9 protein-coding genes are annotated in these 18124 nt (G+C 72.6%); 3 read left to right on the forward strand and 6 right to left on the reverse strand.

Features of this window, described 5'->3' with window-relative positions; genetic code table 11:
• Positions 1 to 69 precede the first annotated feature (69 nt).
• Positions 70 to 2385: an ATP-dependent DNA helicase UvrD2 gene (locus tag R2S09_RS21730; protein ID WP_316742710.1), complete on the reverse strand. Its 2316-nt coding sequence runs from the start codon at positions 2383 to 2385 to the stop codon at positions 70 to 72.
• Positions 2386 to 2468: 83 nt separating this feature from the next.
• Here R2S09_RS21730 and R2S09_RS21735 point away from each other — a divergent pair, with 83 nt between their 5' ends.
• Positions 2469 to 2711, forward strand: coding sequence for a mycoredoxin (locus R2S09_RS21735; protein WP_306190508.1), 243 nt, complete (start codon positions 2469 to 2471; stop codon positions 2709 to 2711).
• 69 nt (positions 2712 to 2780) lie between these two features.
• Here the strand turns inward: R2S09_RS21735 and nudC are convergent, their stop codons facing one another.
• The 5 genes from nudC to R2S09_RS21760 form a co-directional block, all read right to left on the reverse strand.
• Positions 2781 to 3725, reverse strand: a complete 945-nt coding sequence (gene nudC, locus R2S09_RS21740; RefSeq protein WP_306190507.1) for an NAD(+) diphosphatase — start codon at positions 3723 to 3725, stop codon at positions 2781 to 2783.
• Between the two features lie 154 nt (positions 3726 to 3879).
• Positions 3880 to 5283 carry a dipeptidase gene (locus tag R2S09_RS21745; protein ID WP_316742713.1) on the reverse strand — a complete coding sequence of 468 codons (1404 nt, stop codon included), beginning with the start codon at positions 5281 to 5283 and terminating at the stop codon, positions 3880 to 3882.
• Positions 5284 to 5293: 10 nt separating this feature from the next.
• Entirely contained in the window at positions 5294 to 8959 is a 3666-nt protein-coding gene (locus tag R2S09_RS21750) for an ATP-dependent DNA helicase (RefSeq protein WP_316742714.1), read from the reverse strand.
• Between the two features lie 101 nt (positions 8960 to 9060).
• Entirely contained in the window at positions 9061 to 12522 is a 3462-nt protein-coding gene (locus tag R2S09_RS21755) for an ATP-dependent DNA helicase (RefSeq protein WP_316742716.1), read from the reverse strand.
• A gap of 314 nt (positions 12523 to 12836) precedes the next feature.
• Positions 12837 to 13229, reverse strand: coding sequence for an MGMT family protein (locus R2S09_RS21760; RefSeq protein ID WP_306190503.1), 393 nt, complete (start codon positions 13227 to 13229; stop codon positions 12837 to 12839).
• Between the two features lie 186 nt (positions 13230 to 13415).
• On the opposite strand from R2S09_RS21760, the gene R2S09_RS21765 reads away from it, so the two are divergent.
• Both R2S09_RS21765 and R2S09_RS21770 read left to right on the forward strand, forming a co-directional pair.
• Positions 13416 to 16253 carry a lysylphosphatidylglycerol synthase domain-containing protein gene (locus R2S09_RS21765; protein WP_316742718.1) on the forward strand — a complete coding sequence of 946 codons (2838 nt, stop codon included), beginning with the start codon at positions 13416 to 13418 and terminating at the stop codon, positions 16251 to 16253.
• 214 nt (positions 16254 to 16467) lie between these two features.
• Positions 16468 to 18027: an alpha/beta hydrolase gene (locus R2S09_RS21770; protein ID WP_316742719.1), complete on the forward strand. Its 1560-nt coding sequence runs from the start codon at positions 16468 to 16470 to the stop codon at positions 18025 to 18027.
• Positions 18028 to 18124 lie beyond the last annotated feature (97 nt).

An 18124-nucleotide genomic window follows, 5' to 3' on the forward strand; every position in this document is an offset into this window, starting at 1 on the left:
TGTTCCCGTGACCAAGAACCTATGGGGATTGACGGGGCGTGCGCAAACTATTTTTTCGACGAGTTCGTATCAGTCCTCAGCCTCTTCAGCCGCACACGGCCGGCCTGCGCAGATGGCGAGAACATCGGCCCCGTGACGGCGCAGCTTGCGCATGCCGACCCCGGGGATGCGCGCGAGCTCCCGCTCGTCGTCCGGGACCGCCTCGGCGATCGCCATCAGGGTCCTGTCGGTGAAGACGCAGAACGCGGGCTGCCCGGTGCGCCGGGCCTGCTCCTCCCGCCACTCGCGCAGCCGCTCGTAGAGGCCCTCGTCCATGTCGGAGGGGCAGTCGTCGCAGCGCATCAGCTTCATCTCGCCGGCGTCGGTCAGCGTGCGGCCGCAGACTCGGCACCGGGCCGGGGACCGCTGGACGCGCCGCGGCACCGCCTCCGGCAGTCCCGCGGTTCTCCCGGACACGGCGGCTCCGCGCTCGATGCCGCCGGTTGCGCCGGACGTGGCACGGCCGGCCGTGGCGGCGGACCCGGGACGCAGTCCGTCGAGGAAGCGGCTGGGGCGGCGGTTGGGACGGCCGCCGGGCGAGCGGCACAGCGACCAGGAGACGTGCAGCCGCTCGCGGGCACGGGTGACGCCGACGTAGAGCAGGCGCCGCTCCTCCTCGACCTGCTCGTCGGTTCTGGCGTAGCTGATCGGGACCATTCCCTCGGAGACGCCGACGAGGAAGACAACGTCCCACTCCAGGCCCTTGGCGGAGTGCAGGGAGGCCAGGGTGACGCCCTGCACGGTGGGAGCGTGCTGGGCGTTCGCCCGCTCGTCGAGTTCGGCGACGAGATGGGCGAGGGTGGCGCCAGGGTGGGCGGCGGCGAAGTCCTGCGCCAGGTTCACCAGGGCGGCCAGCGACTCCCAGCGCTCCCTGACGGCGCCCGAACCGGCCGGGGGCCGCGGGGTCCAGCCCTCGCCGGAGAGGACGGCACGCACCTGCGACGGCAGGTCCACGGTCTCGTCGAGCAGGGAGTCGTTGGACCCGAAACGGGCGGCGCCGCGCAGGGCGACACCGGCCTTGCGCACCTCGGGGCGGTCGAAGAAGCGCTCGGCGCCCCGCAGCTGATAGGGCACGCCGACGTCGGCGAGGGCCTGCTCATAGGTCTCGGACTGGGAGTTCGTCCGGAACAGGACCGCGATCTCGCTCGCCGGGACCCCGGAGGCGACGAGGTCCCGGATGCGGCGGGCCGCGCCCTCCGCCTCGGCGGGCTCGTCGGTGTACTCGGCGAATTCGGGCTCCGGTCCGGCGGCCCGCTGGGAGACCAGTTCCAGCCGGTGGTCGGCGGCGCGCCCGCGGGCCTGGGCGAGCAGTCCGTTGGCCAGGTGCACCACCTGTGGAGTGGAACGGTAGTCGCGGACCAGCTTGACCACGGTGGCGCCGGGATGGCGGGCGCGGAAGTCGAGGAGGTGGTCGGGGGTTGCGCCGGTGAACGAGTAGATGGTCTGGCTGGCGTCGCCGACGACGCACAGGGTGTCCCGGCCGCCGAGCCACAGCTCCAGCAGGCGCTGCTGCAGCGGGCTGACGTCCTGGTACTCGTCCACGACGAAATGCTGGTACTGCGCGCGGACCTGTTCGGCGATGTCGCGCCGGTCCTGCAGGATGGCGACGGTCAGCAGCAGGACGTCCTCGAAGTCGATGACCGAGCGGTCCCGTTTGAGGTCCTCGTAGACGGAGTAGAGCTGGGCGATCTCGGCCGGGTCGCGGGGGGCCTCGCGGCCGGCCTTCGCGGCTGCGAGGGCGTAGTCGGCCGGGACGGTCTGGGTGACCTTGGACCATTCGATCTCCGCCGTGACGTCCCGCAGCTCGCCCCGGTCCAGGCGGATGCGGCAGGCGGCGGCCGCGTCCGCGACGAGCTGGATCTTGCGGTCCACGAGCCGGGGCATGCCGCCACCGACGGCTTTCGGCCAGAAGTACTGCAGCTGGCGCAGGGCGGCCGAGTGGAAGGTGCGGGCCTGGACGCCGTGTGCGCCGAGCTGACGCAGCCGGCCCCGCATCTCGCCGGCGGCGCGGTTGGTGAAGGTGACGGCGAGCACGCTGGAGGGCTGGAGGATCCCGGCCCGCACCCCGTACGCGATGCGGTGGGTGATCGCGCGGGTCTTGCCCGTGCCGGCGCCGGCCAGCACGCACACCGGACCGTGCAGCGCCGTGGCGACCTCGCGCTGCTCGGGGTCGAGCCCTTCGAGCACCGCGTCGGCAGAGTCCGGTACCTGCGGGAAGAGGGTGGAGTGCGTTGCTGCTGTCACATGGCCATGCTGCCAGGTCGCCCGAGACGGGTGAGCCGGTTGTCCACAGGTGGGCCCTTCCGGTCGTACTAATGCGACAGGCCTCACGCGGCCGAGCCCCATACCCCCGGCGGGAATGCCGTGCCCATGTCGTACGTTCCCTCACTGCGACCATGACGTCCCGACCCGCCGAAGGAGCGCGAGACATGCCGGGCACTGTGACGATGTACAGCACCACGTGGTGCGGCTACTGCCGCCGGCTGAAGAGCCAGCTGGACCGCGAGGGCATTGCGTACACCGAGATCAACATCGAGCAGGACCCGGAGTCCGCGGTCTTCGTCGAGAAGGCGAACGGCGGCAACCAGACGGTCCCGACCGTGCTCTTCGCGGACGGTTCGACGCTGACGAACCCGTCGCTGGCGCAGGTGAAGCAGAAGATCGGCGTCTGAGTCCGGCGCCCCGGACCAGGTGACAAGGCGGCCCCCGAGAGTCTCGGGGGCCGCCTTCGTCGTGGTCCCTCAGACGACGCTCCTGGTGGGCAGGGGCTTGCCGTACCAGAGTTCGATGAGCCGGGCCGCGATGGAGATGCCGTACGGGGGCAGGACCTCGCCGGAGTCGAAGGCGGCGGTCAGGTCCTCGCGGGAGAACCAGCGGGCCTCGTGGATCTCGTCACCGTCCACGTCGATCTCGGTGGAGGTGGCACGGGCCATGAAGCCCAGCATGAGGCTGGAGGGGAACGGCCAGGGCTGGCTGGCGACGTACTCGACCTGGCCGACGGCGATGCCGACCTCCTCGTGGACCTCGCGGCGCACCGACTGCTCGATGGACTCGCCGGGCTCCACGAAACCCGCGAGCGTGGAGAAGCGGCCCTCGGGCCAGTGCACCTGGCGGCCGAGGAGGATGCGGTCCTCGTCGTCGGTGACGGCCATGATCACCGCCGGGTCGGTGCGCGGGTAGTGCTCGGCGCCGCAGGCGGGGCAGCGGCGGATGTGGCCGGCGGCGGCGATCACGGTGCGCTCGCCGCAGCGGGAGCAGAAGCGGTGCAGCCGCTGCCAGTTCTCCAGAGCCACCGCGTGCACCATCAGGCCCGCGTCGCGGGGCGGAAGCAGCAGTCCGGCCTCGCGCAGGCCCGCCGGACGGGCGGACTGGTCCATGCGGCCGGGCAGGGAGTCCTTCTGGAGCGCGAAGTAGCTCACGCCCTCCTCGTCGGTGCCGAGGAAATAGCGGTGCGCCTCGGTGAGAGGGGCCTCGAAGGACGGGGTCATGACGAGTTCGGTGCGGCCGTCGGGCGTCTCGTCGATGAGCACCTGGCCGCCGGAGACCACGAAGCAGCGGGTGGTGGGGTGGCTCCATGCCGCGGCGAGCCAGGCCTCGTCGAGCCGGTGGTGGGCGGCCCGGTCGATGCCGCTGGGTGCGGTGAGCGAGATGGGTCGGTCGGCGGTGTGGTCGGTCCAGGTGGTCACGAGTGCTTCCAACTCCCCCGGTGCAACGGTGGTTTCGGCGACGGTTCAGCGGGACGTACGGCGGGAGGCGACCGGGTCCGGCGGTGCCTGGAGGTGCAGGGCGGCCTCTCCAGTGTGCCCCGCGCCGGAGGGTGCCCCGGACGGCGGCCGCCGGTCAGGGCGCATCGCGCCAGTGCTCGGCGAGGTCGCCCCACAGGTACGCGCTGGTCTCTACGCCCTTGAGGAGGAGGTCGAGCTCGACCTTCTCGTTCGGGGCGTGCCAGCCGTCGGACGGGACGGAGATGCCGAGGAAGAGAACGGGTACGCCGAGGACCTCCTGGAGGTCGGCGGCCGGTCCGGAGCCGCCCTCGCGGGTGAAGCGGACCGGGGTGCCGAAGGCACGGCCCATGGAGCGGGCCACGGACCGCAGTGCCGGATGCTCCAGCGGGGTCAGGCAGGGGCGGGTGGCCGCGCCGAACACGGTCTCGTGCCGGATCCCGTCGGGCACCTGTTCGTCGACCCAGGCGTGGACGGCCTTCTCGATGTGGTCGGGGTCCTGGCCCGCGACCAGGCGGAACGACAGCTTCACCATCGCGGTGGACGGGATGATCGTCTTGCTGCCGGGGCCCTGGTAGCCACCGCCGATGCCGTTCACCTCGGCGGTGGGGCGGGCCCAGACGCGCTCCAGGGTGGAGTAGCCCTCTTCGCCGTGGGCGGCGTGGGACTTGGCGGTGCGCAGCCACTGGTCCTCGTCGAAGGGCAGTTCGGCGAAGAGTTCACGCTCGCGCTCGGTGAGCTCTACGACGCCGTCGTAGAAGCCGGGGACGGCCACGCGCGCGTGCTCGTCGTGCAGGGCGGCGACCAGGCGGGCGGCCGCGGTCGCCGGGTTGGGCACGGCTCCACCGAACGAGCCGGAGTGGATGTCCTGGTCGGGGCCGTACAGCCGGATCTCGCACTCGGCGAGACCGCGCATCCCGGTGCACACCGTGGGGGTGTCCTCGGACCACATGCCGGTGTCCGAGACGATCACCGCGTCGGCGGCGAGCCGGCCGGCGTGGCGCTCGACCAGCGCCCGGAAGTGCGGGGAGCCGGACTCCTCCTCGCCCTCGATCAGCAGCTTCAGGTGCACGGCGGGGGTGGTGCGGCCGGTGGCGGCGAGGTGCGCGCGGACACCAAGTGTGTGGAAGAACACCTGTCCCTTGTCGTCGGCCGCCCCTCGCGCGTAGAGGCGGTTTCCCCGGACGACCGGCTCGAAGGGCTCGCTGTCCCAGCCGTCCTCGCGGGCGGCGGGCTGCACGTCGTGGTGGCCGTAGACGAGAACCGTGGGGGCGTCGGGGTCCTCGGAGGGCCATTCGGCGAAGACGGCGGGTGCGCCCTCGGTCTGCCAGACCTCGGCGGTGGTGAAGCCGGTCTCCTTGAGCTTGGTGGCGAGCCAGTCGGCGCTGTGCCGTACGTCGGGCGCGTGGTCGGGCTGGGCCGACACGGAGGGGATGCGCAGCCACTCGACGAGCTCGTCGAGGAAGGCGGTGCGGTGCTGCTCGATGTACGCGCGGACGGCGCTGTCCGGGGTCTGGCTCATGGTCCCGAGCCTATCGGCACGCGATGACATCCTGTTCGGGCGGTTCGTCACACTGTGGCTCGCCCTGCGGTTCCTCCAGGAGCAGCCGCTCCAGCGCGGCCCGGTCCGGCAGGCCGTCCGGTCGTACGACCTCGCCGGTGCGCACGTACAGGAACGCGGCACCGACCCGCTCCAGGGGGATGCCGTGCCGCTCCGCCCAGGCCAGCCGGTACACGGCGAGCTGGAGCGGGTCGGCGGTGCGCCCCCGGCCGGTCTTCCAGTCCACGATCTCGTACGTCGCCTCCTCGCCGTCGCCCTCCTTGTAGACGGCGTCGATCCGGCCGCGGACGACGCGGCCGGCGATCTCCAGCTGGAAGGGGGCCTCGACGCGGTGGGGCGTGCGGTGCGCGTACTCGGTGCGTTCGAAGGCCTCCTTGAGGGCCTCCAGATCGCGTTCGTCGGCGACCTCCGCGTCGGAACCGGGCAGCTCCTCGGGCTCCAGCATGGGCAGCGTGAGCTCTTCGAAGCGGGTCTCGACCCAGGCGTGGAAGCGGGTGCCACGGCGCGCCGCGGGTTGCGGGGGGCGCGGCATGGGGCGCGCGAGCTCCCGCGCGAACCCGTCCGGGTCGGCGGCCAGACGCAGCAGCTGCGAGGCGGTCAGGGTCGTCGGCAGGGGCACGTCGGTGACGCGCTGCCGGGCGCGCCGGAGCTCCCCGGTGAGCGCGTCGAGGTCGCGGTCCCAGGAGGCGACGAGGCGGGTCTCCTCGGGGGTGAGCGGCTCGGGCTCGGGTACGGGTGCGGGTGCCGGCTCGGGTGGAGCGGAGCGCGGTGCGGGCGCATGCCGGGCCGGTGCGGCGGCCTGACGGTCCGGTGCGACGGAGTCCGGCGATGCGGCGGCCTGACGGTCCGGTGCCGTCGCCTGGTGCGGGACCGTGGGCAGGTGGGAGGCCGCGGGGCGGTCGCTGCTCCAGGAGTCCCAGTCGCCCGGGTCGTCCTCGAAAGGGACGTCCTCGTCGTGGGGCGGTTCCTCGCCGTAGGGCGGTTCGTCGTCCTCCGGGGGCGGGGGCCAGTCCGGGTCGTCGTGGGACTCCGGGTCGTGTACGGCCGGACGGTGGCCGTCCGCGCGCGTGGCGAGGTCGTCCAGGTGGGCCAGGACGGTCGCGGCGGCGGCGCGGCGGCGGGTCAGGGCGGCCTCGTCCAGGGGCAGCGGCCAGACCTGGTCGGCGCCGGCCTGCCGCAGGGCCGGGTTCTCCTCGTCCTCCCCGGGCTCCTCCGCCCAGGCCTCGATCTCGCCGTGCCCGGCGGCGCAGTGGTCGTAGAGGGCCTGGAGGAACTCGGAGGGGCCGCGGGGCTTCTTCTGGCTCGGGCCCCACCAGTGGCCGGAGCCGAGCAGCAGGGAGCGGGGGCGGGTGAACGTGACGTAGCCGAGGCGCAGCTCCTCGGTGTGCTGGTGGTCCTTCATCGCCTCGTGGAAAGCCTTGAGGCCGCGCGCGTCCCAGCTGTCGACGTCGGGGAGGGTGGCGGCGTCGCCGCGCAGGGTGTGCGGCAGGACCTTGCCCTGGCTGGTCCACTTCTCGCGGCCCTGGGCGCTGGGGAAGGTCCCGGTGACCAGGCCGGGGACGGCGACGACGTCCCACTCCAGGCCCTTGGACTTGTGCGCGGTGAGCACCTTGACGGTGTTCTCGCCGCCTGGCAGCGCGTTGTCCAGGCCCTTCTCGTACTGGGCGGCGGTGCGCAGGAACCCGAGGAAGGCGAGCAGGGTCGCCTGGCTCTCGTTGGCGGCGAAGGAGGCGGCGACGTCCAGGAAGTTCGACAGGGTCTCGCGGCGGCGGGCGGCCAGGGCGTGCGGGGACGCGGACAGCTCGACCTCCAGGCCGGTGACGGCCAGGACCCGGTGCAGGACGTCCATGAGCGGGTCGGACAGCGAGCGGCGCAGGTCGCGCAGTTCGGCGGCGAGCCGGGCGAACCGCACGCGCGCCTCCGGCGAGAACGGCAGCCCGTCGTCGTCTCCCCGGCCGGGTGCGCCGTTCAGGGGCGTCTCCAGGAACGTGTCGAGGGCGTCGGCGAGCGAGATCACCTCGGCCGGGTCGACGCCCTCGACCGCCGCCGCGAGGCGCCGGTCCGGATCGTCGTCGGCGCCCACGCGCGCGTGTGCCACGAGCAGTCTGGCCCGGCGTCCCAGGAGTGCGAGGTCGCGTGGGCCGATCCGCCAGCGCGGGCCGGTCAGCAGCCGCACCAGGGAGGCGTTGGCGCCGGGGTCCTGAAGGACCTCGCAGACGGCGACGAGGTCGGCGACCTCGGGCAGGTGCAGCAGCCCGGACAGGCCGACCACCTCGACCGGGACGTCCCGGGCGACCAGGGCGCCCTGGATCTCGGCGAAGTCGGTCGCCGTACGGCACAGGACGGCGATCTCACCGGGTGCCTTCCCCGTCCGTACGAGGTGGGCGATGGAGTCGGCGGCCCATTCGATCTCCTCGGCGTGGGTGCGCAGCAGCGCGCACCGCACCAGCCCGTCGCGCTCGGCTCCAGGGGCGGGGCGCAGGGCCTCCACGCCCGCGTGCATGGCGCGCAGGGGCGCGGCGAGTCCGTTGGCGAGGTCGAGGAGGCGGCCGCCGCTGCGGCGGTTCTCGCTGAGCGCCTGGCGGGTGGCGGTGCGGCCGTCGGCGTGCGCGAAGTGCTCGGGGAAGTCGTCGAGGTTGGCGACGGAGGCGCCGCGCCAGCCGTAGATGGCCTGGCAGGGGTCGCCCACGGCGGTCACGGGGTGGCCCGTGCCGCCGCCGAAGAGGCCGGCCAGCAGGATGCGCTGGGCGACCGAGGTGTCCTGATACTCGTCCAGGAGGACCACCCTGAAGTCCTCGCGCAGGATGCGGCCGACCTCCGGGAGCTGGGCGAGCCGGGCCGCGAAGGCGATCTGGTCGCCGAAGTCGAGCAGGTCCCGCTCGCGCTTGGCGGCCCGGTAGCGGAGCACCAGCCCGGCGAGTTCACGGCGGGCGGCGGCGGTCTCGGGAACCTTGCGCAGGTCGGCGTTGGACAGCTTGGCGCCTTCGAGGCTGCGCAGCAGCCCTGCGTCCCAGGTGCGCAGGTCCTCGGGGGTCACCAGGTGTTCGGCGAGCTCGGCGTCGAGGGCGAGGAGGTCGCTGACGAGGTCGGGGAAGGAACGGGTCAGCGCCGGGTACGGGCCTGGTGCCTCGCGCAGCACGCGCGCGGCGAGCTGGTAGCGGGTGGCGTCGGCGAGCAGGCGGGTGGTGGGTTCGAGCCCGATGCGCAGGCCGTGGTCGGTCAGCAGACGCCCGGCGAAGGCATGGTAGGTGGAGATCACCGGCTCGCCCGGCGGGTCGTCCGGGTCCGACCAATAGGTGTCAGCGCGAAGCGCTGTCGTTGAGGGGTGGTGGCCGGGTGACGGGTGGGCGTCGGGGTCGGTGACGCCCGCCTTGATCAGCGCCTTGCGGACGCGCTCGGCGAGCTCTCCGGCGGCCTTGTTGGTGAAGGTCAGACCGAGGACCTGTTCGGGGGCGACCTGGCCGGTGCCGACCAGCCACACCACGCGGGCCGCCATCACGGTCGTCTTCCCGGACCCGGCTCCGGCCACGATCACCTGCGGGGCGGGCGGCGCGGTGATGCAGGCCGTCTGCTCCGGGGTGAACGGAATCCCGAGAAGCTCCTTGAGCTGCTCGGGATCGGTGATACGGGCGGGCACGTCGAGAAGGCTAGCGGCGGCCACTGACAACCGATGCCCGAGTCACTTCCGGAAACGGAGAAAGCACAGGTCAGCACGCGTGGTGCCGTGCGTCACATACGTCACTCGACGACGTGGCGTCCCTCAGGCCGGGCGCTGCACGAGGCCCGGAAGGCGCAGTGCGCGCAGTGCTGGCCGGAGGTGGGGGTGAACCGTTCGTCGAGGACCTTTCCGGCGGCGGTGGCCAGCAGCTCGCCGACCCACTCGCCCTCCAGCGGCTCCTGGGCCTGCACCTTGGGCAGGCTGTCGCCGCCGTCCCGTTTGGCGGCGCCCTGGCGCAACTGGACGAGTTCGGCGCCGCCCGGCTCTGGGCGCCCGCCGTCGAAGGCGTCGTCGACGGCGCCTTCGCGGACCGCCAGCTGGTAAACGGCCAGCTGCGGGTGGCGGGCCACCTCGGCTCCGGTGGGCGCCTGTTTGCCGGTCTTGAAGTCGACGACGTAGGCGCGGCCGTCGCGGTCGGCCTCCACGCGGTCCATGGAGCCGCGGATGCGCACCTGGTAGTCACCGGCTCCGAGGGTCACGTCGAAGTCGTGCTCGCTGGCCACCGGGGTGCGGCCGGCGCGCTCCAGGACATGCCAGTGCAGGAAGCGTTCGAGCGCCACGCGCGCGTGCTCCTTCTCCTGGGCCGACTTCCAGGGCGCGTCGAAGGCGAGCGCGTTCCACACCGTCTCCAGGCGTTCCATGAGGACGGCGAGGTCGGCGGGGGTGCGTCCGGAGGCGACCTCGTCGGCCAGGACGTGCACCACGTTGCCGAAGCCCTGGGCGGCGGTCGCGGGGGCGTCGGCCTTGACCTCGCGACCGAGGAACCATTGCAGGGCGCAGGTGTTGGCCAGCTGGTCGAGGGCGCTTCCGGACAGCACGACGGGCTGGTCGCGGTGGCGCAGCGGCACCTTGCTCTCGGTCGGCTCGGCCATGCCCCACCAGCGGTAGGGGTGCGCCGAGGGAACCAGGGGCCGGCCCTCGTCGTCGGCGAGCGCCGCGAGCCGGGCCAGCCTGCGTGCGGCCGCCTGCCTCAGGGCGTCGGACACGCGCGGGTCGACGGTGGTGGCCCGCAGTTCGGCGACCAGTGCCGCCACGGACAGCGGACGGCGGGGGCGCCCGGTGACGTCCTTGGGTTCGACGCCGAGTTCGGTGAGGAAGCGGGACGGCTGGTCGCCGTCGTCCGCGGGTGCCTTCACCGCGGTCACGACGAGCCGGTCACGCGCGCGCGTGGCGGCCACGTAGAACAGCCGGCGCTCCTCCGCCAGCAGGGCCCCGGGCGTGAGCGGCTCGGCGAGGCCGTCGCGGCCGATCCGGTCGGCCTCCAGCAGGGAGCCCCGGCGGCGCAGGTCCGGCCACAGGCCGTCCTGGACACCCGCGACGACGACCAGGCGCCACTGGAGGCCCTTGGAGCGGTGGGCCGTCATCAGGCGCACGGCGTCGGGGCGTACGGCGCGCCGCGTGAGCGTGTCGGCGGCGATGTCCTGGGCGTCGATCTCCTCCAGGAAGTTCAGGGCGCCCCGGCCCCCGGTGCGCTCCTCTGCACGGGCGGCCGTCGCGAACAGCGCGCACACGGCGTCCAGGTCCCGGTCCGCGTTGCGGCCCGCCGCGCCGCCGCGCCGGGTGGCCCGTTCCAGGCGCTCGGGCCACGGCGTGCCCTCCCACAGGTCCCACAGCGCCTCTTCGGCGGTGCCGCCGCCCGCCAGGCGCTCCCTGGCCTTCCTGAGCAGTGCGCCGAGGCGCTGGGCGCCCCGCGCGTATGCCGGGTCGTGCGCGACCAGGCGCTCGGGTTCGGCCAGGGCCCGCGCCAGCAGTTCGTCGGAGGGCGGCGGTGGCGGGTTGCCCGCGGCCCGTTCCTCCTCGCGCAGCGCGCGGCCCAGGCGGCGCAGGTCGGCGGCGTCCATCCCGGCGAGCGGCGAGGCGAGGAGGGTGAGGGCGGTTTCGGTGTCCAGCCAGCAGGCATCCGCTTCCGGATCCCGGTCACGCTGGTCCGTGTGCGCTGTCCGCTCGGTCTGCTCGGCCTCGGTCGTGTCCCCGTCGGAACGTCGTGCCGCCTCGGTCGTGTCCCCGTCGGAACGTCCTGCCGCCTCAGTCGTGTCTCCCTCGGGACGCCGCGCCGCCTCGGTCGAGTCCCCTTCGGGACGCCAGGACGCCTCCGCCGTCGCCACCGCGCGCAGCGCCGTCAGCAGCGGTGCCACCGCTGGTTCGTGGCGCAGCGGCAGGTCGTCGCCGTCGACCTCCAGGGGCACGCCCGCGGCGGTCAGGGCGCGGCGGAGCGTCGGTATGGTGCGGGCGCCGGCGCGCACCAGGACGGCCATCTCGCTCCAGGGGACGCCGTCCTCCAAGTGGGCCCGGCGCAGGATGTCGGCGATGTTGTCCACCTCGGTGCCCGGCGTCGGGTACGTGTGGACCTCGACGCGGCCGCCCTCCCGTGCCGGGATCAGCTCCCGGTGTGCGCGGACCTTGTCGGCCGGGAGCCGGGTGAGCGGCATGCGCTGGGTCAGCAGGCGGGTCGCGGCCAGCAGTGCCGCGCCGGAGCGGCGGGAGGTGCGCAGCACCGCGACGGGCGCGGGGCGGCCGTCCGCGCGCGGGAAGGTGCCCGGGAAGTCGAGGATGCCGTTCACGTCCGCGCCCCGGAACGCATAGATCGACTGGTCGGGGTCGCCGAAGGCGAGCAGGGTCCGGCCCTCCCCCGCCAGTGCCCGCAGCAGGCGGACCTGGGCCGCATCCGTGTCCTGGTACTCGTCGACGTAGACGGCGTCGTACTGCGCGGCGAGCTGCTGGGCCACCTCCGGACGGCGGGCGAGGAGCACCGCGCGGTGGACGAGTTCGGCGTAGTCGAGCACGCCCTGGAGGTCCAGGACGTCGAGGTACTCGGCGAGGAAGGCGGCCGCGGCCTGCCAGTCGGGGCGGCCGATGCGGCGCGCGAAGGACGCCAGCGCGTCGGGGCCGAGGCCCAGTTCGCGGCTGCGGGCGAGGACGGCGCGGACCTCGTCGGCGAAGCCGCGGGTGGTCAGGCAGGCGCGCAGCTCGTCGGGCCAGCGGACGTGCGCGAGACCCAGCCGCTCCAGGTCGACCTGGCCCGTCAGGAGCTCGCGGACGGTCACGTCCTGTTCGGGGCCGGACAGCAGCCGCAGCGGCTCCGCGAACAGGCCGCTGTCCTGGTGGGCACGGACCAGGGCGTAGCAGAAGGAGTGGAAGGTGGTCGCCCGGGGGGCGCGGGCGGCCCCGGTGCGCAGCGCCATGCGGTCGCGCAGTTCCATGGCCGCCTTGCGGCTGAACGTCAGCACCAGGATCCGCTCGGGGTCCTGGCCGCGGGCGATCCGTGCGGCCACGGACTCGACCAGGGTGGTGGTCTTGCCGGTGCCCGGGCCGGCGAGGACGAGCAGCGGGCCGGCCCCATGGTCAACCACAGCGCGCTGTGCGGCGTCCAGACGAGGGGGATCCGGCTTGGCCGGCGGGGTACGCACCAGTCGGTAAGCGCCACGGCTCCCCTGTCGCACCTGGGGGTGCGACAGGCGACTGGTGGAGGAAGAGGAGCTCACGTGGTTCGCCGGTCCTGGTGGGTGTGCTGGGGTCTGTCACTGCCGGCGCGGGGCGCCATGGTCGTGGGGGCGGGCCGCCTGCCGCGGAGGGCGGTGGTCGCGCAGTGAGGGGGACACGTCCAGCCGACGCTACGCCGACGCCCGGTGCGGAAGCAGGACTTCCCCTTCTTCCCTCGGTGCACTGGGGGCGCTGCGGACGCTGCCGTCACGTGTGTCCCTCGACGCACGAACGTACGGCATTGCACGTGCGTGCCCGGATTCGCCCGTACGGATGGCCGCGGGCTCCCCGTCGGCCCGTCGGATGGCGGAAGCTGTCAGGTGTGACCCTGCTCACGTTCGCCGCCGTCGCCGTCCCAGCGGGCCCGCCTCATGTCCAGCCGCGGCAGGTGGCCCTCGGCCGCCCTGCTCGCCTCCTTCAGAGGCGTGCCCTCCGTGCGGTAGTGCGCGAGCGCCCGCAGTTCGTGCCCCGGCAGCAGGACACCGTCGGCGCGCACGACCCGCCACCACGGGACGGCGCCGCCGTAGAGGGCCATCACGCGGCCGACCTGGCGGGGGCCTCCCTCATCCAGCCATTCCGCGACGTCCCCGTACGTCATGACACGGCCCGGCGGAATCAGCTCGGCGATTTCGAGAACACGCTCGGCGTACTCGGGCAGCGCCTCACCCCGCTCGGGGCGGCCGTCGTGCGGAAGGCTCACTTCGCTCATCCGTCCCATCCTGCCCCACCCCACCGACAGTGTGACCGGTTCGTGACGCGGTGTGCCCCTCGCTCCCGGACGGCGCTTGGGGCAGACTGTCGGACCCCGCATATGCACCCTCATGTCCCCGTGTGTCGGTGGGGCATGCCACCATCGTGCGGACGGTGACCGGTGATACGAGACCAAGAAGAGACCATGAAGCAGCAGGGTGTGCACCCCGACGACGCGGAGGGCACCTCTGGCGCTTCATCGCGCCCGGACACCGAAGGCACGGACGGCCGGGACGGCGCGGACACCACCGACGCCCAGGCCGGCCGTGGACGCGCGGGCTCCCCTGAGACGGCCGCGACGGCTGCGGCGGACGCGGCCGCTCCGGCGGAGAAGAAGCCGGACGGGACCGCCGACGTGGCCCACATCGACGAGCTGGAGGGCGACGAACCGCTGCTCCCCGCGCGCGTGCACCGTCCCTCGGACCTGATGCGGCTGCTGGTGGGCGTGCTCGCCGTCGTCGTACTGCTCGCGATCGCCGCGTTCGCGCACGGCACCACCTCGGGCCTGGAACAGGACATCAACAAGGGCACCGGCCAGGCGCCCGACCTGCTCATCAAGATCGCCGGACTGGGATCCAGCATCGCGATCCTGCTGGTGCCGGTCGCCTTCGCGATCGAACGGCTGATCAAACGGGACGGGCTGCGGATCGCCGACGGCGTGCTGGCGGCGGTCCTCGCGCACGGGGTGACGCTGGCCACCGACCTGTGGGTGGCCAAGGGAGCCCCGCACTCGATCCAGGAGGCGCTCACCCAGCCCTCCCCCGGCGACATCCACGCGCTGACCGACCCCGTACACGGCTACCTCGCCCCCGTCATCGCGTACATGACGGCGGTGGGCATGTCCCGCAGACCGCGCTGGCGCTCGGTGCTGTGGATGGTGCTGCTGCTCGACGCGTTCTCGATGCTGGTCACCGGCTACACGACACCGTTCTCGATCATCCTGACCGTGCTGATCGGCTGGTCCATCGCCTACGGCACGCTGTACGCGGTCGGCTCACCGAACGTCCGTCCCACGGGACGGACGCTGATGGCGGGGCTGCGCACGGTCGGCTTCCACCCGGTGAGCGCGGCCCGCGAGGAGGTTCCGGAGACCGCGGACAGCGCAGACCGTGGCCGGCGCTACTTCGTCACCCTGGAGGACGGCCCGCCGCTGGACGTCACCGTCGTCGACCGTGAGCAGCAGGCGCAGGGCTTCTTCTACCGGGTGTGGCGCAACCTCACACTGCGCGGCTTCGCCACCCGCAGCAGCCTGCAGTCCCTGCGCCAGGCCCTGGAGCAGGAGGCGCTGCTCGCGTACGCGGCGATCGCGGCCGGCGCCAACGCCCCCAAGCTGATCGCGACCTCCGAGCTCGGCCCCGACGCCGTGATGCTCGTCTACGAGCACACCGGTGGGCGCACGCTCGACTCGCTGCCCGACGACGAGATCACCGACGATCTGCTGCGCCACGCCTGGCACCAGGTACGGGCTCTGCAGTCCCGGCGCATCGCGCACCGCAGACTGGCGGGTGACGCGATCGTGGTGGATCGTTCCGGCAGGGTGATCCTCACCGATCTGCGCGGTGGCGAGATCGCCGCCGGTGACCTGCTGCTGCGCATGGATGTCGCCCAGCTGCTGACGACGCTCGGACTGCGGGTGGGGGCGGAACGCGCCGTGGCGTCCGCCGTCGGCGTGCTGGGGCCGGACGCGGTCGCCGACTGCCTGCCGATGCTGCAGCCGATCGCGCTGACGCGCTCCACGCGCGCGACGCTGCGCAGGCTGGCCCGGGAGCGGGCGCAACGGGAGCGCGAGGCGGTCCTCGAGGCGTCAGGGAAGGACAAGCAGGCCCGGCTGGAGCAGGCTGCCCAGGACACCACCGGAAGCGTCACCGGGGTCGTCCTCGACAAGCCGGACAGGAAGACGGAGAAGAAGGCCGAGCGGGCCGAGGCACGGGCGCAGAAGCGGGCCATGGACGAGGCCCTGGACGAGGCCCGCGAGGAGGATCTGCTCACCCAGATCCGCCACCAGGTGCTGCGGATCAGGCCGCAGGCGCCGGTCGAGCCGGCCCGCCTGGAGCGGGTGCGGCCGCGCACGCTGATCAGTTTCATCGCCGGTGCCATCGGCGCGTACTACCTGCTGACGCAGCTCACGCACATCGAGTTCGGCACCCTCTTCGCCAACGCGCAGTGGGGCTGGCTGGCGGCCGCGGTGCTGTTCTCGGCGTTCAGCTACGTGGCTGCGGCCATGGCGCTGCTGGGATTCGTGCCGGAGCGGGTTCCGTTCCCGCGGACGGTGGCGGCCCAGGTCGCCGGGTCGTTCGTGAAGATCGTGGCGCCGGCGGCGGTCGGTGGTGTGGCCCTCAACACGCGCTTCCTGCAACGCGCCGGCGTACGACCGGGGCTCGCGGTGGCGAGTGTCGGCGCGTCGCAGCTGTTCGGGCTCGGCTGTCACATCCTGATGCTGCTGTCGTTCGGCTACCTGACCGGCACCGAGAAGACGCCGTCGCTGTCGCCGTCCCGGACGGTCATCGCGGGGCTGCTGACCGTCGCCGTGCTGGTGCTGGTGGTCACCTCGGTGCCGTTCCTGCGCAAGTTCGTCGCCACGCGCGTACGGTCGCTCTTCGCGGGTGTCGTGCCGCGCATGCTGGACGTGCTGCAGCGGCCGCAGAAGCTGATCACGGGCATCGGCGGCATGCTGCTGCTGACCGCCTGCTTCGTGATGTGCCTGGACGCCTCCGTCCGGGCGTTCGGGGACGAGTCGACCTCACTGAGCATCGCCAGCGTCGCCGTCGTCTTCCTGGCCGGCAACGCGCTCGGCTCGGCCGCCCCGACTCCTGGTGGCGTGGGCGCCGTCGAGGCGACCCTCACGGTCGGTCTGATCGCCGTGGGTCTGCCCAAGGAGGTGGCCGCTCCCGCGGTACTGATGTTCCGGCTGCTGACGCTGTGGCTGCCGGTGCTGCCGGGCTGGCTGGCCTTCAACCATCTGACGCGCAAGGGATCCTTGTAGCTCAAGAGCTTCCTGTAGCTCTAGGGTTTTCTGTGGCTCAAGGGCTTCATGTAGCTCCAGGGTTCTCTGTCGCTCAAGCCTCTTGTGGCTCAAGCTCCTTGTGCCTCAAGGGCTTCCCGCGACTCAGGATTCGTTCTGTGGCAAGCGGGTCGTACTTACTCCGGACGGCTCGCGTCGCGGCGCGGGAGACTGCCCTCGGCGCGAGGATGGAGACATGCAGAGCCCCCGCGGGCTGCGCGCAGCCGCCCTGACCGCAACCGTCGTCCTGCTCTCCGCCCTTGCGACGGGCTGCGACGGCGCGACACCCGAGGAAGGCCCCGACGAGGGGGATCTCACGGCCCAGAAGCTTCAGTGGACGGACTGCCCCGCCCCGTCCGGGTCCGAGGGCGGCGGCGCGGCTCCCTCCCCGCTGCCCGGCGGCGCCAAGTGGCAGTGCGCGACCATGAAGGCTCCCCTGGACTGGAGCAAGCCCAAGGGCGACACGATCGACATCGCCCTGATCCGGGCGCAGGCGAGCGGACCCGGCAAGCGCATCGGGTCGCTGATCTTCAACTTCGGCGGTCCGGGTGGATCCGGTGTGAGCGCGCTGCCCTCGTTCGCCCAGGACTACGCCAAGCTGCGCACCCGCTATGACCTGGTCAGCTTCGACCCGCGTGGGGTGGGCCGCAGCGCGGGTGTGCGCTGCGAGAGCGACGCGCGGCTCGACCAGTACTTCCAGCAGGACGCGACGCCCGACGACCAGGCCGAGCAGAACACGTACCTGAAGAACATCGAGCAGTTCAACGCGGGCTGCGAGAAGAACTCCGCGAAGATCCTTCCGCATGTGCGCACCACCGACGCGGCCCGCGACATGGATCTCATGCGCCAGGTCCTCGGCGACCCCAGGATGTACTACTTCGGCATCTCCTACGGCACCGAACTCGGCGGTGTGTACGCCCACCTGTTCCCCCGGCACGTGGGCCGCGCCGTGCTCGACGCGGTCGTCGACCCCACCCAGACCCCCGAGCAGACCTCGCTCGGCCAGGCCCGCGGTTTCCAGCTGGCCATGGACAACTTCGCGCGCGCCTGCGTGTCCGACACAACCACGAAGTGCCCCATCGGGAACTCCGCACAGGACGTCCAGAACCGCGTCGCGGCGCTGCTCAAGAAGCTCGACGCCAAACCGATCCCCGGTATGTTCCCGCGCCAGCTGACCGAGAGCGCCGCGACCAACGGCATCGCCCAGGCCCTGTACTCCAAGGAGCTGTGGTCACCGCTCACCGAGGGACTGCAGCAGGCCTACGCCGGCGACGGCAGGATCCTGATGCTGCTGTCCGACGCGCTGAACGGCCGCAACGAGAACGGGGAATACAGCAACCTCACCGCCGCGAACGTCGCCATCAACTGCTCCGACGACAAACAGCGGTACGACACGGCCTATGTGGAGCGGAAGCTCCCCGAGTTCCGGGCCGTCTCCCCGCTGTTCGGGGACTTCCTGGCCTGGTCCATGCTCACCTGCACCCACTGGCCGGTGCCCGGCGCGGCCGACCATCCCGATGTGAGCGCGCCCGGGTCGGCGCCGATCCTCGTCGTCGGCAACACCGGCGACCCCGCGACCCCGTACGAGGGAGCGAAGAAGATGGTGGACGCGCTGGGCAAGGGCGTCGCCGTCGAACTCACCTACAAGGGACAGGGACACGGCGCGTACGACAGCAAGAACAAGTGCGTGCAGAACGTGGTGAACGCCTACCTGCTCGACGGCAAGGCCCCGGCGGCCGGGACGGTCTGCTCCTAGCCACAAAAGACCAGGTCAGAAGGTTATCCACAGGGTTCCACGGATGTGGTGGCGGCCGCCTACCATGGCCTGACGTGCTTACCCGCGGCCGATCCGC

Origin of the sequence: Streptomyces sp. MK7 (genome assembly GCF_032658145.1) — a bacterium.
Taxonomy (GTDB): Bacteria; Actinomycetota; Actinomycetes; order Streptomycetales; family Streptomycetaceae; genus Streptomyces; species Streptomyces spiralis.